This is a genomic window from Methylocystis sp. H62 (assembly GCF_015709515.1).
GTDB lineage: Bacteria > Pseudomonadota > Alphaproteobacteria > Rhizobiales > Beijerinckiaceae > Methylocystis.
In genome coordinates this window covers 556,548-576,156 of the sequence record NZ_JADNQZ010000059.1, presented here as the reverse complement: position 1 = coordinate 576,156, position 19,609 = coordinate 556,548, and the positions used below count along the sequence as shown (strand labels likewise).

23 protein-coding genes are annotated in these 19,609 nt (G+C 63.5%); 11 read left to right on the top strand and 12 right to left on the bottom strand.

All coding sequences use genetic code 11. The features are described from left to right. Window positions 1–25: 25 nt before the first annotated feature. Window positions 26–1,945 carry an ABC transporter ATP-binding protein/permease gene (locus IYY11_RS22175; protein ID WP_196405862.1) on the bottom strand — a complete coding sequence of 640 codons (1,920 nt, stop codon included), beginning with the start codon at window positions 1,943–1,945 and terminating at the stop codon, window positions 26–28. A gap of 107 nt (window positions 1,946–2,052) precedes the next feature. Between IYY11_RS22175 and IYY11_RS22170 the strand changes: the two genes are divergently transcribed. Next, a complete protein-coding gene (locus IYY11_RS22170; protein ID WP_196405861.1) occupies window positions 2,053–2,649 on the top strand; it encodes a TIGR00730 family Rossman fold protein in 597 nt (198 codons plus the stop codon). On the opposite strand, the gene cimA is transcribed toward IYY11_RS22170, so the two are convergent. Genes cimA through IYY11_RS23350 form a run of 3 tightly spaced genes read right to left on the bottom strand, consistent with a single transcriptional unit; the run spans window position 2,633 to window position 4,913 of the window. Further along, window positions 2,633–4,270, bottom strand: coding sequence for a citramalate synthase (gene cimA / locus IYY11_RS22165; protein WP_196405860.1), 1,638 nt, complete (start codon window positions 4,268–4,270; stop codon window positions 2,633–2,635). The two genes, IYY11_RS22170 and cimA, sit on opposite strands and share 17 nt — an antisense overlap. Beyond that, the gene (locus IYY11_RS22160) at window positions 4,270–4,779 is read right to left on the bottom strand and encodes a GNAT family N-acetyltransferase (protein WP_196405859.1); all 510 of its coding nucleotides are present in this window, start codon (window positions 4,777–4,779) and stop codon (window positions 4,270–4,272) included. The genes cimA and IYY11_RS22160 overlap by 1 nt, the downstream gene beginning before the upstream one ends. Then, the gene (locus IYY11_RS23350) at window positions 4,779–4,913 is read right to left on the bottom strand and encodes a hypothetical protein (RefSeq protein WP_269750296.1); all 135 of its coding nucleotides are present in this window, start codon (window positions 4,911–4,913) and stop codon (window positions 4,779–4,781) included. Before IYY11_RS23350 ends, IYY11_RS22160 begins: the two co-directional genes overlap by 1 nt. Before the next feature lie 103 nt (window positions 4,914–5,016). On the opposite strand from IYY11_RS23350, the gene IYY11_RS22155 reads away from it, so the two are divergent. Next, window positions 5,017–5,397: an endonuclease domain-containing protein gene (locus tag IYY11_RS22155; RefSeq protein ID WP_196405858.1), complete on the top strand. Its 381-nt coding sequence runs from the start codon at window positions 5,017–5,019 to the stop codon at window positions 5,395–5,397. Between the two features lie 185 nt (window positions 5,398–5,582). Here the strand turns inward: IYY11_RS22155 and cysS are convergent, their stop codons facing one another. Next, window positions 5,583–7,001, bottom strand: coding sequence for a cysteine--tRNA ligase (gene cysS / locus IYY11_RS22150; protein ID WP_196405857.1), 1,419 nt, complete (start codon window positions 6,999–7,001; stop codon window positions 5,583–5,585). A gap of 260 nt (window positions 7,002–7,261) precedes the next feature. Between cysS and IYY11_RS22145 the strand changes: the two genes are divergently transcribed. After that, window positions 7,262–7,594: a hypothetical protein gene (locus tag IYY11_RS22145; protein ID WP_196405856.1), complete on the top strand. Its 333-nt coding sequence runs from the start codon at window positions 7,262–7,264 to the stop codon at window positions 7,592–7,594. Here the strand turns inward: IYY11_RS22145 and IYY11_RS22140 are convergent, their stop codons facing one another. Further along, the gene (locus IYY11_RS22140; protein WP_196405855.1) at window positions 7,595–8,113 is read right to left on the bottom strand and encodes a CreA family protein; all 519 of its coding nucleotides are present in this window, start codon (window positions 8,111–8,113) and stop codon (window positions 7,595–7,597) included. A 391-nt stretch (window positions 8,114–8,504) separates the two neighbouring features. Here IYY11_RS22140 and IYY11_RS22130 point away from each other — a divergent pair, with 391 nt between their 5' ends. Continuing rightward, the gene (locus IYY11_RS22130; protein WP_196405853.1) at window positions 8,505–9,662 is read left to right on the top strand and encodes a DUF2865 domain-containing protein; all 1,158 of its coding nucleotides are present in this window, start codon (window positions 8,505–8,507) and stop codon (window positions 9,660–9,662) included. 33 nt (window positions 9,663–9,695) lie between these two features. Here IYY11_RS22130 and cckA read toward each other — a convergent pair whose 3' ends face one another. From cckA to IYY11_RS22105, 5 genes are all read right to left on the bottom strand, one after another. Then, complete coding sequence (gene cckA / locus IYY11_RS22125) at window positions 9,696–12,224, bottom strand: cell cycle histidine kinase CckA (protein WP_196405852.1); 2,529 nt, start codon at window positions 12,222–12,224, stop codon at window positions 9,696–9,698. A 3-nt stretch (window positions 12,225–12,227) separates the two neighbouring features. Further along, complete coding sequence (locus IYY11_RS23505) at window positions 12,228–12,695, bottom strand: hypothetical protein (RefSeq protein WP_196405851.1); 468 nt, start codon at window positions 12,693–12,695, stop codon at window positions 12,228–12,230. Between the two features lie 187 nt (window positions 12,696–12,882). Further along, on the bottom strand, window positions 12,883–13,269 hold the full coding sequence (locus IYY11_RS23500) for a hypothetical protein (RefSeq protein WP_196405850.1): 387 nt from the start codon (window positions 13,267–13,269) through the stop codon (window positions 12,883–12,885). Window positions 13,270–13,414: 145 nt separating this feature from the next. Beyond that, a complete protein-coding gene (gene dksA, locus IYY11_RS22110; RefSeq protein WP_014890379.1) occupies window positions 13,415–13,831 on the bottom strand; it encodes an RNA polymerase-binding protein DksA in 417 nt (138 codons plus the stop codon). An 82-nt stretch (window positions 13,832–13,913) separates the two neighbouring features. Further along, on the bottom strand, window positions 13,914–15,125 hold the full coding sequence (locus tag IYY11_RS22105; RefSeq protein WP_196405849.1) for an NADP-dependent isocitrate dehydrogenase: 1,212 nt from the start codon (window positions 15,123–15,125) through the stop codon (window positions 13,914–13,916). Between the two features lie 149 nt (window positions 15,126–15,274). Between IYY11_RS22105 and IYY11_RS22100 the strand changes: the two genes are divergently transcribed. Then, entirely contained in the window at window positions 15,275–16,105 is an 831-nt protein-coding gene (locus tag IYY11_RS22100) for an RNA methyltransferase (protein WP_196405848.1), read from the top strand. Between the two features lie 26 nt (window positions 16,106–16,131). Here IYY11_RS22100 and IYY11_RS22095 read toward each other — a convergent pair whose 3' ends face one another. After that, the gene (locus IYY11_RS22095) at window positions 16,132–16,527 is read right to left on the bottom strand and encodes a nuclear transport factor 2 family protein (protein ID WP_196405929.1); all 396 of its coding nucleotides are present in this window, start codon (window positions 16,525–16,527) and stop codon (window positions 16,132–16,134) included. 81 nt (window positions 16,528–16,608) lie between these two features. Between IYY11_RS22095 and IYY11_RS22090 the strand changes: the two genes are divergently transcribed. From IYY11_RS22090 to IYY11_RS22065, 6 genes are all read left to right on the top strand, one after another. Then, window positions 16,609–16,854, top strand: coding sequence for a hypothetical protein (locus IYY11_RS22090; RefSeq protein ID WP_196405847.1), 246 nt, complete (start codon window positions 16,609–16,611; stop codon window positions 16,852–16,854). 82 nt (window positions 16,855–16,936) lie between these two features. After that, window positions 16,937–17,494 carry a NifU family protein gene (locus tag IYY11_RS22085; protein WP_196405846.1) on the top strand — a complete coding sequence of 186 codons (558 nt, stop codon included), beginning with the start codon at window positions 16,937–16,939 and terminating at the stop codon, window positions 17,492–17,494. Window positions 17,495–17,553: 59 nt separating this feature from the next. Next, complete coding sequence (tsaB, locus tag IYY11_RS22080; protein WP_196405845.1) at window positions 17,554–18,291, top strand: tRNA (adenosine(37)-N6)-threonylcarbamoyltransferase complex dimerization subunit type 1 TsaB; 738 nt, start codon at window positions 17,554–17,556, stop codon at window positions 18,289–18,291. Window positions 18,292–18,301: 10 nt separating this feature from the next. Then, window positions 18,302–18,790, top strand: coding sequence for a GNAT family N-acetyltransferase (locus tag IYY11_RS22075; protein ID WP_196405844.1), 489 nt, complete (start codon window positions 18,302–18,304; stop codon window positions 18,788–18,790). A gap of 68 nt (window positions 18,791–18,858) precedes the next feature. Beyond that, a complete protein-coding gene (locus tag IYY11_RS22070; protein ID WP_196405843.1) occupies window positions 18,859–19,104 on the top strand; it encodes a type II toxin-antitoxin system Phd/YefM family antitoxin in 246 nt (81 codons plus the stop codon). Continuing rightward, window positions 19,101–19,370 carry a hypothetical protein gene (locus IYY11_RS22065; RefSeq protein ID WP_312029765.1) on the top strand — a complete coding sequence of 90 codons (270 nt, stop codon included), beginning with the start codon at window positions 19,101–19,103 and terminating at the stop codon, window positions 19,368–19,370. Before IYY11_RS22070 ends, IYY11_RS22065 begins: the two co-directional genes overlap by 4 nt. Window positions 19,371–19,609 lie beyond the last annotated feature (239 nt).

Below are 19,609 nucleotides of genomic sequence, written 5' to 3'. Positions count from 1 at the left end.
CAGAATTCGCCATATCGCCGGTCGGCTACTCCGCCCCCTCCAGTTCCTCGCGCTCCGCCTCCAGCAATTTCGCGCGCGCCTCGGCGGCCTCGCGCTGGCGGTTCCACATGCCGGCGTAATGGCCGCCAAGCGCCAGCAGCGCCTTATGCGTGCCGCGTTCGACGATGCGGCCGTGATCCAGAAACAGGATTTCGTCGGCGTCGACGATGGTCGACAGGCGATGCGCGATGACGAGCGTGGTGCGGCCTTTCGCGACCCGCCTCAACGCCTCCTGAATTTCATGTTCCGTCAAGCTGTCGAGCGCCGACGTCGCTTCATCGAGAATGAGGATCGGCGGACCTTTTAGAATGGTGCGCGCAATCGCGACGCGCTGCTTCTCGCCGCCGGAAAGCTTCAGCCCGCGCTCGCCGACCTGCGCGCTATAGGCCTCCGGCACGCTCTCGATGAAGCGGTCGATCTGGGCGAGCCGCGCCGCCTCGCGAACCTCTTCGTCGCTCGCGTCCCATCTTCCATAGCGAATGTTGTAGCCGATCGAATCGTTAAACAGCACGGTGTCCTGCGGCACCATGCCGATCGCCGCGCGCAGGCTTTCCTGCGTGACGTCCAGTATGTTCTGTCCGTCGATCGTGATGCGGCCGCCTTGCGGCTCGTAGAAACGATACATCAGGCGCGAAATCGTCGATTTTCCCGCGCCGGACGGCCCGACGATGGCGATCGTTTGTCCGGGCTGCGCGTCAAAGCTCACGCCTTTGAGGATCGGCCGGTTCGCCTCGTAGTGGAACGCGACATTGTCGAAAACGATCCGCCCTTCGCGCACGACGAGCGGAGAAGCGCCGGGCTTATCCAAGATCTCGGGGATCTGCGCCAGAATCGAGAACATGGTCTCGATGTCGATGATCGCTTGCCGCACCTCGCGATAGAAGGTGCCCATGAAATTCAAGGGCTGCGCCAGCTGCCCCATCATCAGGTTGATCAGAACGAAATCGCCGACCGTATTGCGGCCGGCCTCGATGCCATAAACGCACATCACCATCATGGTGGTGAGCCCGATGATGAAGATCACCGTCTGGCCGGCGTTGAGCACCGCAAGCGAGACATAGGACTGCGTACTGGCCTGCTCATAATGGATCATCGATTTGTCGTAGCGCTCAGCCTCACGTCCTTCCGCGCCGAAATATTTCACCGTTTCATAGTTCAGCAGGCTGTCGATCGCCTTCTGATTGGCGTCGGTGTCGCTATCGTTCATCCTGCGCCGAATGGCGATCCGCCAGTTCGTGGCGAGCGCCGTATAGAGAAAATATCCGGCGAGAGTCGCGACCAGGACGAGCCCGTAACGCCAGCCGAACTGGTAGAGAAAAATGCCGAGGACCAGCGCCATCTCCAGCACTGTCGGGGCGCCGGTCGACATGATGAGGCGCGACAGCGTCTCGATGCCGTTGCGTCCGCGCTCGAGAACGCGAGTCAGTCCGCCAGTCTTTCTGCCGATATGAAAGCGCAGCGACAGCTCATGCATATGCACGAAGAGGTCGGTCGCCAGCCGACGCACGGCGTGCATCGCCACCGCCGCGAAGATGCCGTCGCGCAGCTGCATCAGCACGACTGACGCGATGCGGATTCCACCCATCATCAAAGTGAAAAAGACCGCAGCGGCTGCGAGTTTCCCCGCCACGCCGGCGCCGCCCTCGGCAAGCGCGTCCGTCGCCCATTTGAACGCGTATGGCGTCGCGGCGTTGAACAGCTTGCTGACCACAAGCAGCGCAAACACCGCGGCGACTCGAAGCTCGAGATCCCGCCGGCCGCGTGGCCAGATGTAGGGCCACAAACGCCCTATCGTCTTGAAAAGAGACGCTTCCGACAATTGCTGATCAGTAGCGGGCTGGGGCGCGGCGTCTTCCGGATCGAGCGCATTGGGTTCGCTCGTTTCGACTTGATCAGGTTTAAGCATAGCGCTCCGAATGAATGGGCCGCTGTCACGGCGTTTTGCGTCATATATGACCTTTAGAAGGAATGCGCACCCCGCCCGGTCATGGTGGGAAGCACAAGAGAATGCACATGCGAGAAATTAAGAATGTTTGCGTCTATTGCGGCTCCTCGATCGGCGCCGATCCGCGTTACACAGCGGCGGCGCGGGCGCTGGGCGCGGCCCTTGCGCGCGCCGGGGTCGGCCTGGTTTACGGCGGCGGGGCCATCGGCCTGATGGGCGTTCTGGCGAAGGCGACGGTCGCCGCCGGGGGCGTTGTCACCGGGATCATTCCCGAGTTCCTGGATCGACGGGAGATTCCCTTCACCGGCGCAACGGAGCTCGTCGTCGTCGACGACATGCACACGCGCAAGCGCCTGATGTTCGAACGATCCGACGCCTTCATCGCGCTGCCTGGCGGCGTCGGCACTTTGGAGGAGCTGACCGAGCAGCTGACCTGGATCCAGCTCGGCCGTCACACCAAGCCTCTGGTCATCGCCGACATCGGCGGCTTCTGGCGTCCCCTGCTGTCGCTTTTCGCGCATATGCGGAACGAGGAGTTCTTCGGCGAGGTCGACAACGTGCGCTATCTCGTGGCCGAACGCGTCGAAGACATCCTGCCGATGATTTTCGCGGCGGTCCGCCATTCTCCTGACATCAGCGAGACAGCGGTCACTGAGCGGCTTTAGCGGTTTGACGGTCGTTGCGCTCGACTGACACCAGCAGCTTATAATTGATCGCGTCGACGAGCGCCTCGAAGGACGCGTCGATGACATTGGCCGATACGCCGACGGTGGACCACCGCTCGCCCTCGCCGTCGGCGCATTCGACGAGAACGCGCGTAACTGCGTCGGTGCCGCCCTGGAACACGCGGACGCGATAATCGACGAGCCGAACGTCCTCGATGAAGCGCTGATAGGCGCCAAGATCCTTGCGCAGCGCGAGATCCAGCGCGTTGACGGGACCATTGCCTTCAGCGGCGGAAATGCGGCTCTCGCCATCCACATTGATCTTGACGATCGCCTCGGCGCCTTGGTCCTCAAAGCCGCCATTCCGGGCGAAGCGCCGATCGACCGCGACGCTGTAGCGTTCGATGTCGAAGAAATGCGGCGCCTCGCCGAGCACGCGCTTGGCCAGAAGAAAGAACGAGGCGTCGGCGCCTTCATAGGCGTAGCCTTGCGCTTCCTTCTCCTTCACCTCGTCGAGCAGCCGCGTCAGACGCGGATCGTCCTTTTCGAGGGCGAGGCCGAGCCGGGCGAGCTCCGAAACGATGTTCGAGCGTCCTGCCTGATCCGATACGAGCACGCGCCGCACATTGCCGACCGAGTCGGGCGTGACATGTTCGTAGGTGCGCGGATCGGTCAGCACGGCCGAAGCGTGAATGCCGGCTTTCGTCGCAAAGGCGCTGGCGCCGACATAGGGCGCATGACGGTTGGGCGCGCGGTTGAGAAGTTCGTCGAGCGCATGGCTCACACGCGTCAGCTGCGTCAGCTTCTCTTGCGTCACGCCAATCTCGAAGCGCTCGGAAAATTCGCTCTTCAGCAATAGCGTCGGAATGATCGTCGTCAGATTAGCGTTGCCGCAGCGTTCGCCAAGACCGTTGAGCGTGCCCTGGATCTGCCGTGCGCCGGCGCGCACGGCGGCAAGCGAATTCGCCACCGCCTGTCCCGTGTCGTCGTGGCAATGCACGCCGACGCGGTTTCCTGGAATCTGCTTGACGACCTCTGTGACGATGCTTTCAACCTCGTGCGGCAGCGTGCCGCCATTGGTGTCGCAGAGCACGATCCATCGCGCGCCAGCCGCATGCGCTGCCCTCGCGCAGGCCAGCGCGTAGTCGGGGTTCGCCTTGAAGCCGTCGAAGAAATGCTCGCAATCGACGGCGACTTCCTTTCCGCGCGCGACGGCGGCGTTTACGGATTGCGTAACGCTTGCAAGATTGTCTTCTTCCGTGGAGCGTAAGGCGACGCGAACCTGAAAGTCCCAGCTCTTAGCGACAAAGGTGATGACGTCGGCGCTGCTGTCGAGGAGCGCCGCGACGCCCGGATCATTCTCGACCGAGCGGCCCTGCCGGCGCGTCATGCCGAAGGCGGCGAAGCGCGCGCGCAGTTTCGGTCGCTGCGCAAAAAACTCGGTGTCGAGCGGATTGGCGCCAGGATAGCCGCCCTCGATATAGTCGATGCCAAGGTCGTCGAGCAGCGCCGCGATCTGACGCTTGTCGTCGAGCGAAAAATCGACGCCCGTCGTCTGCGCGCCGTCGCGCAGCGTCGTGTCGTATAGCGTCAGCCGTTCCTTGGCCCGTTCCTTGGCCATCAATGCGCTCTCCCGGCGGCGGGGGCCGCCAACTCCTTGGTCATCGTCGTATTGCCGAGCCATTGGCCGGCGATCGTTTTCATATTGCGCGTCGTCGCCACATAGCCGCGCGCCGCAAAAAAGTCCTGCGCCGCGTCGGAGGCCTCGACCGTCAGCAGCGTCGTCCCCCGCGCGGCGGAGAGTTTTTCGATCGCCTCGGCGAGCGCCGACCCGACGCCCTTGCGCGCCATGTCGGGCCGCACATAGAGCATGTCGAATATCTTATTGTCGCGCAGCGAGGCGAAGCCGGCGATGTTCCCGTCGACAAGCGCGACGATGGTCAGCGCATCCGCGAGGCGCGACGCGAAGGCCGCTTCATCATCAGCCGCAGACGCCCAGGCTTCTCGCTGCGCATCGTCATAGTCGTCGACGGCAAGCGCCTCGACGCTGGCGCGAAAGAGCGCCGCGAGCGTCGCCGCGTCCGCGGGAAGAAACGGCCGCAGACCGGGCGTTGGCGCGCTGCGCGCCATCACACGATCTCAAAGGCGCGCAGCAGATGCCACGCGATGAAGGCCGCGAGCGCCAGCACGATCAGCTTGAACGCGAGATAGAGCGCCCAGTGGCGCTTGAAGGGAAGCGTCTTTTTCCAGTCATCGTTGGACATGTCGCGACCTCGAGGAACGAACCCTCTCCCGATGGGAGAGGGTGGCCGCGGAGCGGCCGGGAGAGGGGTTTCCCGCTATCGAATTTTGCGATTTGATCGATAAATGGCGGGCAAGAACATTTCCATCGTGCGCAGATTGCGGCGCGAGAGCACGGGTCCCGAGGAAATTCTCTGGCGCGAATTGCGCGCCTCGCGTTTCCATGGGCTCAAGTTTCGCCGTCAAGCTCCGATTGCGGGATATATCGCAGACTTCTGCTGCTGCAGCCTCGGACTCACCATCGAACTCGATGGCGGCCATCATGCCGATCAGCCGCTTTCCGACGCCGCGCGCCGCGCTGCGATCGAAAGTCACGGTTATCTGGAACTGCGCTTCACCAACGATGACGTGAAAGAACGACTGGATTGGGTGCTGCAGGAAATTCTTCGCGCCGCTGATATCGCTCGTGCGCGCGCGCCGCGAGCGCCCCTGCTTCGCCTCGACTGAAAAAAGGTTTGTGGCGCCCTTTCCCAAAGGGAGAGGGTCGGTCCGAAGGACCGGGATGAGGGGAAACGATCTTGGGCGCAAAGGCGCGCGCAAACGAGCAACGCCGCAACCCCTCTCCCGGCCGCTCCGCGGCCACCCTCTCCCGAGGGGAGAGGGTTGCGCGCGCTTAATTGAAAGAGGCGCGCTCATCGCTTCACCTCCCAGGTCGTGGTGCCGTCTTTATTGTCCTTGAGTGCGATGCCCATGGCGGCGAGTTCGTCGCGGATGCGGTCGGACTCGGCCCAGTTTTTTGAAGCGCGGGCGGCATTGCGGGTGCTGATGAGCATGAAAACCGCGCCTTCATCAACCGAGCAAGATTTTTCAATCTGAACCCAATTGGCGTACGACTGCACGTCAATGCCAAGCAATTTGAGATTAACATCAAGTTCGCGCTTGTTCTCGATAGCGTGCAGAATCGTCAGCGCGAATGGTGTATTCAAGTCATCTGCCAAGGCATCTAGTACCGTATCGACACCAGCAAACCCACCGCCGTAACCACTACCGTCAGGCGCACCAAAACCACTTCCGAACCCATCTCCATCCAGTTCGACGCCGCCAATTTCGGCTGACCATTTTCGCAAACTAAGTTCCGCCTCCTCCAGCGCCTTCACGGTCCAATCGATCGGCTGGCGGTAATGCGTGCGCAGCATCGCGAGGCGCAGCACTTCGCCCGGCCACTTCCGCCCGCCAAACTTTTCCGTATGCAGCAGCTCGTGGATCGTCACGAAATTCCCCAGGCTCTTGGACATTTTCTCGCCCTCGACCTGCAGGAAGCCATTATGCATCCAGTAATTCGCCATCACGTCCTGCCCGAAGGCGCAGCAGCTTTGCGCGATCTCGTTTTCGTGATGCGGAAAGACGAGGTCGATGCCGCCGCCGTGAATGTCGAAGGTTTCGCCAAGATGCGCCCAGGACATCGCCGAACATTCGATATGCCAGCCGGGACGTCCCCTGCCCCACGGGCTGTCCCAGCCGGGCTCGATCTCCTTTGAGGGCTTCCACAGCACGAAATCCATGTCGCCGCGCTTATAAGGCGCGACGTCGACGCGCGCGCCGGCGAGCATTTCATCGAGCGAGCGCCGCGACAGGCGTCCGTAATTTTGCATCGACGGCACGTCGAAGAGCACATGGCCATCGGCCGCATAGGCATGGCCTGAGGCGATCAGCCGCTCGATGATCGCGACCATCTGCGCGATATGCTCGGTCGCGCGCGGCTGCACGGTCGGCTCGAGACAGCCGAGCGCCTTCACGTCCGCCTGAAAGACCTTGTTGGTTTCGTCCGTCAGTTCGCGAATGGAAATCCCGCGCTCGAACGCCCGCGCGTTGATCTTGTCGTCGACGTCGGTGATGTTGCGGACGTAAGCGACATGCTCGGCGCCGTAGAGATGGCGCAACAAGCGGAACAGCACGTCGAAAACGATCAGCGGCCTGGCGTTGCCGATATGCGCGTAGTCGTAGACCGTTGGTCCGCAGACATACATGCGCACATGCGCGGAATCGATCGGACGGAATTCCTCCTTCGTCCGGCTCAGCGTATTGTAGATTTTCAGCGCAGGCGTCGACATGAATTTCCCCGCAAGGCGCCGGCCGGGGCGTCGCTTCATGTCGTTTTGAGAGACGTGACGGCTCCGGCCAGCGTGATCGCTAGCTGATAATGGTCTTCCGACAAATGGTGAGCCGAAGCGTCATGGCGGCGACCATGCGCCAAAGCGCGCCGCCGCGTCAAGCGCGACGCCTGCCGAGCGGCGGGCCGTTTAACTCGGGTTTTACCGCTATGCGCTAGGTCTGCGGCAGGCTGTCGGGGTCGCGTGGGGCTTTGTTCATCATGTCGAAATATGAAGCGTCGTTCGGGCGGCGTGGGTTTGCGTCGCTGCTCGCGGGAATGTTGATTGGCGTCGGCTACGCCTGCGCCGCACGAGCCGAAGCGAGCGCGGGCGCCGCCTATGTCATCGCCGATCAGGAGGGCTACGGCCTGACGGAATGCCTCACGCATAAGGCCGATTGCGGCAAGATCGTCGCCGATTCCTGGTGCGCGGCGCATGGCCATGGCGCGGCCAGAGCCTTCGGCCGCGCCGACGATGTGACCGCCTCGATCGACGTTAACGCGACGCGCGCCTCGATCGAGCCGGACGCCGCGGTCGTCGCCTGCGTCGATTAATCAGCGCAGAAATTCTCCGCATTGCGGGACTTCGTTCTGGCCGCCCCAGGGCTGAATGGCGACGGTCGAGGTCGAACTCTCGGGCGAACCTTCAACGAGCTTGTCAGAATAGACCATATAGATCAGCACATTACGCTTAGCATCGCAACCGCGAACAATATGCATGCGCTTGAACAGCAGCGAACGCCGCTCGCTGAACGCGGTATCGCCCTGGCCGAACTTCTCCTTGAATTTGACCGGGGCATATTGCCGACAGGCGAGCGAAACCTCCGACGACTGCTCCGCCACGCCGAACATGCCGGCGACGCCGCCTCTTTCATGCGCCGTATAGTAGCAGACGACGCCCTCGATCATCGGGTCGTCGATTCCATAGGTCGCGAGCTTGTCGTTCGGGGTGAGGAGCTTGAAATCCACCGATTTGCGGAAAATGAGATCCGGCCCATTCTGCGCAAAGGCCGGCGCGGCGCCAAAACAAAGAAAGGCTGTCGAAATCAGAGCCAGCAATTTGGAACGCTTCATATCGGCAACCTCCTGGATCACGCTGCCCTTGGGCGGAATCGCCAAAGGCGGATAACATGACCGATCTCGAAAGCTTAGAGCGGGCTCCGTGCGAAAAACCGAATTCCACTTTTCCGTGAGCCGCGCTCTAGCGACGCCGTTGCCGATATGGGCGAAGCCGCGCGGCAAGGGAAGGGCCTCGACCCTGGGCGAGGCAAAAAATTCGACGCGCGCGACGGGGCTGGCGGCGGCGTCCGGCGCCTTGTTGCCGACATGAAGGGCGGGATTAATCGAGCGACGTTTGATCCGCGGCCCGGATTGGTGAAAATGGCGCGATTCGTCGTAAGCGACGCGCGCCGGAACATCAGTCGCCAAGCGATCGCGCAAGCGTTTCTCGGCTTCTTACCAGAGTGTGAAGAGAGCCAAAAACTTCAATGAGGCCGCGACCATAAAGCCCTTTTTGACGAAATGCGCCTTCAAGCGGACGAAACTGGCGGTCGCCGCCGGCGTCGCGTTCGGCCTCCTCGCCGTTTCGCCGGCGGCAGGGGAAAGTCCCTACTGTACGGAGTTGCGCGCGCAGATCGCCCGCGCCAGCGCCGGTGGCAGCGCGGGGAGATACCAGGCCGCGGCCGCCAAGCAGCGCGGCGACTATGCCCGCGTCGCGGCGAGAGCCCGCGCACTCGGCTGCGATCGCGGCCAATTCCTGTTCTTCGGCGATCCGCCGCCGCCTCAGTGCAGTCAAATCAACGCGCAGCTCAATCAACTTTCTGGGGCCATCGCCGGCTACGAACGGGCGAGCGCCGACGACGGCGGCCAGCGTCAGGCGCTTGCCGCCCGTTATGAGGCTGAATGCCGCAATCCTCAGGCGGCGCAAGCGCGGGTTGCGCGACCGCGCAATTTCTTTGAAGAGCTGTTTGGCGTCGCGCCCGATGAAAGCCCGGGCGCGCGCGACATGCCCGTCGGTCCAGACCCGGATCAGGAACCTTCAGACGGAAAGCCGCGCGGGGGTCCAATGGCGATCTGCGTGCGCGCTTGCGACGGCGGGTTTTTCCCCATCACCTATTCGGCGCGCAGCTCCAATCTCGACGATCTCGCGACGATGTGCCGGGCGCTGTGTCCCAACGCCGAGGTGAAACTCTATACGGCGTCGCAATCGAAGGTGCTCAGTTCCGCCCTTTCGATCGACGGCGAAGCTTATTCCGACCATCCCAACGCGCATAAATTCGAGACGACCTATGATCCGGCCTGCGGCTGCAAGCCGCCGGGGCAATCGTGGGCCGAGGCGCTCGCCGAAGCCGAGCGACTCATCGCCGAGCGCCATGCGAAGGATCAGGTCGTCACCGCGGAGCAGGCCGAGCAATTGTCGCGCGCGCTGCCGCCCGGCGCGGCGCGCGGTCGGAAAGCGAAAGGCGCCGCAGCGGCGCCAGAGCCGACGAAGACGCCAGAACCCGCAGCGCAGGCGCAGCCCAGCGCCGAGGACGGCGCGGCCGCTACGCCGGAAACCTATCGCGACGTCATCGGACCTGACGGAATCAAGCGCCGCATGCGGGTCGTCGCGCCGGCATTGTGAGCTCCATCCCGCTCGCTTTAGTTCTCTGCCGCGTCAGGGCATATGCGCCTTGACCGTCTCGATCAGCTGTTTGATCGAGAACGGCTTCGCCAGAAAACCAAAATCGCCTTCGGGAAGATTTTTGGCGAAGGCCTCTTCGGCATAGCCGGAAACGAAGATCACCTTCGCCGCGACGCCGCGTTTGCGCAGTTCGGCGAACATCGCGGGGCCGTCCATCTCCGGCATCACCACGTCGGAGACGATGAGGTCGATCTTGCCGTCGACGCGCTCGACGACCTCGAGCGCCTCCATCCCCGTCGCGGCTTCGAGCACCGTGAATCCACGCGAACTTAAGGCGCGTGCGCCGATCGAGCGCACCGAATCCTCGTCTTCGACGAGGAGAACCACGCCCTGTCCTGTGTAGTCGGCAGCGACCTTGGGCGTATCGGCCTTCTGCGACGTCTCCTTCTCCTCCGGCACGTAGCGCGGCAGGAAAATGCGGAAAACCGTGCCCCGCCCAATCTCGCTGTCGACGGAGATGAAACCGCCCGACTGCTTGACGATGCCGAACACCGTCGAAAGCCCAAGGCCCGTGCCTTTGCCGACTTCCTTGGTCGTGAAGAAGGGTTCGAAAATCTTTTCTTTCACATCGGCGGGAATGCCGCTGCCCGAGTCCTCGACCTCGACCAGCACATAATCCGCCGCCGGCAGCGCCGCCTCATTGAAGGCGGCGCATTCCGAGGCGGCGACATTGCGCGTGCGGATCTGCACCCGTCCGCCTGACTCCAACATGGCGTCGCGCGCGTTGACGACGAGATTGATGATCACCTGTTCGAACTGGGTGATGTCGGCCTTCACGAACCAAAGATCGCGGCCAAGACGAAGTTCGAGTTCGTTCTTTTCGCCGACGACGCGGCGCAGCAAATTCTGCACTTCAGAGAGCGCGTCGCCGAGCTGCAGGACTTGCGGGCGCAGCGTCTGCCGGCGAGAGAAAGCGAGCAGCTGCCGCGTCAGGCCTGCCGCGCGATTGGCGGTTTCCTTGATCTGGCGAATGTCGCGGAAGGCGGGGTCGGTCGGCCGGTGGCTGGACAGGAGCAGATCCGAATAGCCGATGATCGCCGTCAGCATATTGTTGAAGTCATGCGCGATGCCGCCGGCGAGCTGGCCGACCGCATTCATCTTCTGCGACTGCGCGAACTCCTCCTGCAGCTTGCGCTGCTCGGTCGTGTCGAGCGCATAGACCATCGCGCCCTTCTTGCCGGCGTCCTCGGCGGAAGAGACGAAGAAACGCGCCGAACGCGTCGCCGCGCCGGCGCCGTCTTCCTCGAAGACGACATTGATCGGGCGCACTTCGCCTTTGCCTTCGATCGCATCTTCGATCGCGGCGCGCAGGGCGGCGCCGTCGCGTTCGCCCAGTCCGGTCAGCACCGACCATGGCGCCGCGGCTTGTCCCTGGCCCGACTTCAGCGCCTGCGGCAATAATTTCGCGAAGGCCGCGTTCGACGTCAGCACGCGGCCCTCGCCGTCGAGCGTCGCCATCGCCATCGGCGTCGAGTTGAAGAAGCGTGCGAAACGCACCTCGGCCGCGCGCAAATTCTCTTCCGGCTGTTCGCCAGAGGCGCGGTTGAGCACCAGGGTGCGCGAGGCGCCGGATTCGCCGTCCTGACCGAACGCGACCTGGTGCAGCAGCCTGACAGGCAGCGACTTGCCGTTGCGGCATCGCAGGTCGAGGTCGATCTGCTCGGTGCGCACGTCGCCCGGGGCGCCCGACATCGCGGCGAGAAGCGCCGCGCCGCTATGAGCGACGATGGAGGACAGCGTCGCGCCGCCAGATCCAACTTGCGTGAGATCGTAGCCCAGCCATCCGGCGAGCGTTTTGTTCATATAAGAGACGGCGCCGTCCGGACTTGCGGAAAAAAAACCCGCCGGCGCATGATCGAGAAAATCGATCGCGTGTTGGAGTTCCTGGAAGACGTTCTCCTGCCGCTGTCGATCGGCGGTCACGTCGGCCACCGCCCAGAGACACGAGCGGACGCCCGACGTCGTCGGCAGCGGCCGAACGCGAATCCGGTACCAGCCGACCGGCCCCTGCCCCGACAGCGGCGGCGAAAGCCGCAAATCCTCGCTATGCGAAACGCCGCCGCGCGCCGCCTGGACCAGTCTGTAGATCGCCTCGGAGACCTCGGGCGGCCCTGAGAATAGCCGCTCGACCAGCTGAACGCCGGAAGCGTCCTTCGCGTCGCACATCGCCGTATAGGCTTCGTTGGCGTAGACGATGCGCGCATCGCCTCTGGTGACAAGCAGCCCTTCCCCGGAAGTGTCGGCGATGAGCTTCGTCACGTCGTTGCCGGCGACTCGGCCGGAGAAGTGAATCAATCCAACCGCATAGGCGAAGAGAAAAAAGATTCCGGCGACGCCGAAAACCGCGAGCGCCAGGATGGTGACGCGGAGCGCGAGGTCCGAAGGCGTCAGATAATAGGCGGCGACGCCTGCGACCAACGCGATGACGAGGGCGAGCGTCAATCCAATATTCGCGGGCCGCTCGCTGCGTCCCAAGGCGGCCGCTTCGGTCCTGTCGCTCATTTCTTAACCACCCGCGTCATATATCGCCGATCGCGACGGCCATGCTGACGCCGGCGCGCCGATTATTACTCTGCCGACGCTTACAGAATCATCTAAAACAATGGCTGTGAACGCCAATAATAGCAACGCCGGACGTCGGAAGGACGCTGATTCAGCAAACATTAACCATTCATTAACCTTTTTTCGGCGCTTGCCATGAAAGCTGTTAATTTGGCAAGGTTCACGCGCGTTCGAACGAGAGACTAGCCGTTCATGCCTGATAAATTCACTCAACTGCTGCCAGCGCTCGCAGCGCTCGTTGCGTTCCTCGTCGCTGCGGTGCTGCTGCTTTATATTTTCCGTCTGTTGTTCGGACGCCGCCTCCGTTCGCCCGGAGGCCGCAATCGCGCGCGCAGGCTGGACGTCGTCGATGTCTATGACCTCGACCGCGAGCGCCAGCTCGTCATTGTGCGGCGCGACAATATCGAACATCTGCTCCTGATCGGCGGCCCCAACGACATCCTCGTCGAGGGGACGATCAACCGGCTCGAAGGCGCTGTCAGCCGCGGGCCGGAGCAGCGCCCCGGAGCGCCGGCCGCCGCGAACTGGCCTGCCGGGCCTTCGGCTCCGTCTCGAGAGCTAGAAGCGCCGTTGCCGAAACCCGCCGCGGCGGGCGCCGTCAATCTGCCGCCCGACCTCTTCGCGCCCGCGCCCACGAGGCCTGCTGCGCCGCCGCCTCCCCCGCCACCGCCGGCCGGACCAAGAGTTTCAAGTCCGGCCGCGCAGCCGCAGCGCCCGGCTCCGCCCCGCTCGCCGACGCCGCCTTTCCTTGCGCGCGCTCAGCAGCGGCTGGCGCCCAAGCCCGCGCCGGCGCCTGAAGCAGCGGCCCCGGCGCCGCCGCCTCCGCCGCCCGCAGCGCCTCCGAGGCCGGCAGAACCGCCGCCGGCGCAAAGACCTGCAGCGCCGCCGCCGCCTCCCGCTCCCCCGCCGGCCGCCGCGAGGCCTGCAGCGCCCCCGCCTGCGCCCCCGCCGCCGCCCAAACCCGTTGCGCCGCCGCCTCCCCCACCGCCGCCGCCGGCTCCGGCCGACGTGGATCCGCTGGACTCGCTGGAAGCGGAGATGGCGCGACTGCTCGGCCGCTCGGATCAGAAGGAATAAAAAAGGGCGTCGCCAGCGGCGACGCCCTTTGCTTTTCCCCCGAAGGTTTCGGACTAATCGTCTCGATAGACTTTTTCGCGCCGTTCGTGACGCTCCTGCGCCTCAATCGACAGCGTCGCGATCGGACGGGCGTCGAGGCGCTTAAGCGAGATCGGCTCCCCCGTTTCCTCGCAATAGCCGTAACTGCCGTCGTCGAGGCGCGTCAGCGCCGCGTCGATTTTAGCGATGAGCTTGCGCTGCCGGTCGCGCGCGCGCAATTCAATGGCGCGATCAGTTTCGGACGACGCGCGATCTGCAAGATCCGGATGGTTTTCGTTTTCATTCTGCAGAGTGGCCAGCGTTTCGCGACTCTCTTGCAGAATGTCCTCCTTCCAAGCCAGCAGTTTGCGCCGGAAATATTCGCGCTGCCGATCGCACATGAAGGGTTCGTCTTCGGAAGGCTTATACGTTTCTTCCAGATCCACCGCCATCTCGCGAATCCCTAATTGGCCTATAGGCGACGCCTATATAGCCGCGACGGGCGCCACATACAATCATTCCCCGCGCCGCCGCTCACTCCATGGCTCTGCGCAGATTTTCGTCGATCTTGTCCAGAAAGCCTGTCGTCGACAGCCATTTCTGATTGCAGCCGACAAGCAGGGCGAGATCCTTGGTCATGAAGCCGGACTCGACGGTCGCGACGCACACTTCCTCAAGCGTGCGGGCAAAACGGACCAGATCCTCGTTCCCATCGAGCTTGCCGCGATGCGCGAGGGCGCGCGTCCAGGCGAAAATCGAGGCGATCGAGTTGGTGGAGGTCTCGTGCCCCTTTTGATGTTCGCGATAGTGCCGCGTCACCGTGCCGTGAGCGGCTTCGGCCTCGACGGTCTTTCCGTCGGGCGTCATCAGCACGCTCGTCATCAGGCCGAGCGAACCGAAGCCCTGCGCCACCGTGTCTGACTGGACGTCGCCGTCGTAATTCTTGCACGCCCAGATGTAGCCGCCTGACCATTTGAGCGCCGAGGCGACCATATCGTCGATCAGACGATGCTCGTAGGTGAGGCCGAGCGCCTGGAATTTCGATTTGAACTCGGCGTCGTAAATCTCCTGGAACAGATCTTTGAATCGGCCGTCATAGGCCTTCAGAATCGTGTTCTTGGTCGACAGATAGACCGGATATCTGCGCGTGAGCCCGTAGTTGAACGTCGCGCGCGCGAACTCGCTGATCGACTCGTCAAGATTGTACATCGCCAGCGCGACGCCGGAGCCGGGGAAGTTGAAGACTTCCTTCTCGATGACGTCGCCGTCGACGCCTTCGAATTTGATCGTCAGACGGCCCTTGCCCGGCACTTTGAAGTCAGTGGCCTTATATTGATCGCCGAAGGCATGGCGTCCGACGATGATCGGCTGCGTCCATCCCGGCACCAGTCGCGGCACGTTCCTGCAGATGATCGGCTCGCGGAAGATGACGCCGCCCAAGATGTTGCGGATGGTGCCGTTCGGCGATTTCCACATCTCCTTGAGATGGAATTCCTTCACGCGCGCCTCATCGGGCGTGATGGTCGCGCATTTCACCCCGACGCCATGCTCCTTGATGGCGTAGGCCGCGTCGACCGTCACCTGATCGTTCGTGGCGTCGCGATTTTCGATCGAGAGATCGTAATAGAGAAGATCGATGTCGAGATAGGGTCGAACGAGCTTGTCTTTAATCGCGGCCCAGATGATGCGGGTCATTTCGTCGCCGTCGAGTTCGACGACAGGATTCGCAACCTTGATCTTCCGCATGCATCCGCTCCTCTGTGCCGCGCGCCTTATAGCGTCGGCTAAAGGTTTTGGGTAGCAATCCAGGGGCCTGCGACTAAGCGGCGAAGCCGCCCTTCCCCCCGAACGCTTTCCGCCCTAATTTGCCGGCCGCTTTGGGGCGAGGAGTCAAATTGGTCGGGGCCGGAACGGATCGCAGCAAGACGGCCCTTTCCGGGGGGCCGGCGATTGTGCTCGTGCGTCCGCAGCTCGCCGTCAACATCGGCATGTGCGCACGCGCCATGGCCAACTTCGGCCTCTCCGATTTGCGCCTCGTCTCGCCGCGCGAAGGCTGGCCGCGCACCGGCGCCTACCGCAAGGGCGCCTATGCGGCCGCCGCCGGCGCCGTGCATCTCCTGGAAAGCGCGAAGCTCTACGAGAGCGTGCGCGAAGCGATCGAGGATCTCTCCTTCGTCTACGCCGCGACGGCGCGCGGACGCGGCCAGATGAAGCCGGTGCTGACGCCCGCCCAGGCGATGCCAAGCACGGCGGCGCGAATAACGGCGGGCGAAAAGCATGGCGTGCTGTTTGGGCCCGAGCGCACCGGCCTCGACAATGACGACGTCGCGCTCGCCGACTCCATCCTCACCTTTCCGGTCAATCCCGCCTACGCCTCGCTCAATCTCGCCCAGGCGGTGCTGCTCACCGGCTATGAATGGTTCCGCGCCGCGCATGGCGACGCCATTCCGTTTGAGATCGAAGAGCGCTCGCCCCCGGCGACGCGCGAGATGACCCTCGCTTTCTTCGATTTTCTCGAGGGCGAACTCGACAAGCGCGGCTTCTTCCGTCCGCTGACGAAGAAGCCCGTCATGTCGCGCAACCTGCGCAACATGTTCCACCGCATGGGCCTCACCCAGCAGGACGTGCGCACGCTGTGGGGCCTCGTCGTGCGGCTGGTGGAAGGCCCGCGCCGGGAGCCAAAGAAAGTGACCCGGAAGAAGCAGGCGGAAGGCGCGGACTCCTGAGCCGCGTCACCTGTGATGACGCCCCCTCAGTGAAACGAGCGCTTGCTTTCCCGACGCGCCGACGGCGGCGGGGCGAGCGGGCTCGCCTGGTGGTGCACGAGCCGCCAGCGCTCCCCGTTCCAGCGAAACCAATTGGTCGCGAGCAGCAACCCGCCGCCGACCTCCTCGATGCAAAACACCCGCCCGTCGGCGCCCTCGATCAGCGTCTGTGGGTCTCGCGTCGTGACCGCTTCCTGCGCCGGATTACGAAAAATATCGCGGTAGGAGGCGAGCACCGGCATGCGCCCGACGAGCGCCGGCCATCCTGGGTGAACGCAGGAACAGCCCTCCTCCGCCCAAAGATCGTTCAAACCGCCAAGGTCACGTGCGGCGAAGGCCCGATAATAAGCAGCGTTGGCGTCGAGCAGCGAGATTTCATCCATCGGGTGACACTGCGAGATTCGATTGGGCATGGCAAATGCAAGACGTGGCCCAGAGCAGGACGGCGCCAGAGGAATTGTTCGATGGATGCGCTGACCTGGTTCGGGCTCTTCGCGGTAAGCGCGATGCTGCTGACTTATTCCATGGAGGAACGCAGCCAATGGTTCGTGCTGGGATTCGCCGCCGCCTGCGTTCTGGGATCGATCTACGGGTTCCTTCAAGGCGCTTGGCCGTTCGGCCTGGTCGAGGCGGTGTGGGCGGGGGTTGCGCTCAAGCGGTGGGGCTCGCGGCGAAGCGCCTCGCAAGACTGCGGCGAAGCGCTTAAGTAGTAATGTAGAGATGTCACAGAGCGCTCAATTTGTGATATTCGCGCACTTCCGCCGGCCTTGAACCGGACGCAGGAGTCTCCCGATGTTCATCCAGACTGAAGCTACCCCTAATCCCGCAACGCTCAAGTTTCTGCCCGGCCAGGACGTTCTGGGCCAAGGCGCCATGGAATTTCGCTCGCGCGATGACGCCGCTCATGCGCCGCTCGCCGAGGCGCTGCTCTCCATCGACGGCGTTGAGGCGGTGATGTATGGCGCGGATTTCGTCTCGGTGACGAAGAACGGCGCCGAATGGCCGCATCTGAAGCCCGCCATTCTGGGCACGATCATGGAGCATTTCGCCTCCGGCGCGCCGCTCCTGACCGAAGGCGCGGCGCCGGCGCAGCCCGACGGTGAGTTCTATGACTCGGCCGATGCGGAGACGGTCGCTACGATCAAGGAGTTGATCGAGACGCGCGTGCGCCCGGCGGTCGCCGGCGACGGCGGCGACATCGTCTTCCGCGGCTTCAAGGACGGCGTCGTCTATCTTGCCATGAAGGGCGCCTGCTCCGGATGCCCCTCGTCCACCGCCACTTTGCGAAACGGCATCGAGAACCTGCTCAAGCATTTCCTGCCACAGGTGAAAGGGGTCGAGCCGGCGTAGGGCGGCATCTCCGGAGGCGACATTGATCGCGCTCCGAAAACCGTCATAATCGACGAATCATGCGAATCCTTGCGATTGACACCGCTCTGCCAGCCGTCTCGGCCTGCGTGCTGGACCATGACGCGGCGGCGCCGATCGCCGCCGAATCCGTGGAAATGGAGCGCGGCCACGCCGAGGCTCTGCTGCCGCTGATTAGGCGCGTCATGAGCAAGGTCGACGGCGGGTTCGCCTCGCTCGACCGCGTCGCGGTCACAGTCGGACCAGGCTCTTTCACCGGCATTCGTATCGGCCTCGCCGCCGGTCAGGCGATCGCGCTCGCCTGTAAGACCGAGATTGTCGGCGTTTCGACGCTCGCCGCGCTGGCGGCGCCGCTGATCATCGATCCCTTCGACGGCGTGGTCGCGGCGGCGATCGACGCCCGCCATGAAAAGGTCTACATCGCCGCCTTCGGCCCGGACGGGCGCCCGCTCCTCTCGCCGCGCCGCATCAACGCGCATGAAGCGCTTCGCGCGCTCGGGACCGGCCCGCTGCTTCTGACCGGCTCCGGCGCGCCGCTGCTTGCGAAGGAGGCGCGCGCTCGCGGCGTTCCAGTCAGAATCGCGAGCGAGCAGCCTGCGCCCGATATCGTCCTCGTGGCGCGTCTTGGCCTTGCCGCCCAGCCGGATACTGCGCCCGCTCGGCCGCTTTATCTTAAAGAGCCCGACGTCACGATGCCCGCCGCCCGACCCAACGCCCTAACGGCTGTTGCAGGCTTGGGCGATGCGGCAGCGCGCGCCGCCGCCGCGGCGCAGGCGTGAGCTTTGCGCCATGACGCTGCTTTCGTCCTTCTTCGCCAAGCCGACCTTCGTCATCGAACCCATCGGGGCGGAGCGCGCCGATGACTGCGAGCGCCTGCATGGAGCGTCCTTCGCTTTTGGCTGGTCGAAAATCGACTTTGAAAATTATTTGACGGACGCCCACATCGTCGCCGATGGGGCAGTCCCCGAGGGCCGGAAAGGCGAGCTTGGGGGGTTCATCCTCTCGCGGCTGACGCCGCCCGACTCCGAAGTCCTCACTTTCGCCGTCGACCCCAGCAGACGCGGCGCGGGACTGGGCCGGCGCATTCTTGAAAAACATCTCGAAAATCTCGAGCGCGGCGGCGCCCGCCTCGTCTTTCTGGAGGTGGCCGACGACAATGAGGCCGCGCTGAAGCTCTACGCACGGGAAGGCTTCAAGGAGATCGGCAGGCGGCAGAACTACTACCAGCGCGCCAACGGCGAGCGGCGCGCGGCGATCGCTCTGCGGCTGGAGATCTGAGTGCGCGCCAGCTTGCAGGCACTTCTCGGTAAACTAGACTAACTTGGTTTAGTCCAGCCGAGACTCTCATGCGCATCGTCAACATACACGAAGCCAAGACCCAGCTCTCCAAGTTGGTCGATCTTGCCTCTAAGGGAGAGCCTTTCATCATTGCGAAGGCCGGAAAACCTTTGGTGAAGGTCACGCCACTCGAGGCTCCGGTGAAGCCTTTAATCCAGCGGCTCGACTTCATGGAAGGGCAAGGCCTGATTCCCGAGGATTTCGACCGTATGGGCGAGATCGAGATTGGACGCCTATTCGCAGGCGACGCGTGAGGCTGCTACTCGATACCCAGATCATCCTATGGGCCGCCATGTCGCCCGATCGCCTCTCAAAGGCTAAAGCGGTCCTGCTCGAGGAGGCAAATGAACTTGTCTACAGCGTCGCAAGCCTGTGGGAAGTCGCCATCAAACGCCTCGATCGGGCCGACTTTCAAGTCGACCCGCGTGCGCTGCGTCAGGGACTCTTGAACGATGGGTACGACGAGTTGCCCGTGCTCGGCCAGCACGCGCTCCACGGACGCCTTGCCCTTAATTCATGAGGATCCTTCGATCGACTGCTCATTGCTCAGGCGGTCGTGGAGGGTTTGACGCTGCTGACGGCGGATGCGCTCCTGGCGACCTACCCGGGGCCGGTAGAAAAAATATAAGAGGCGCAGATTCTTCGCCCCACGACGGCGTCGCGGCGCAAAATGTCGTATAGTGCGCGCGCTGGGCGCTTGAAGCGCCGAGTCGTGGCGGGCGCGTGAGACGGAGCGACAAAATAAGCACGGAAGTTTTA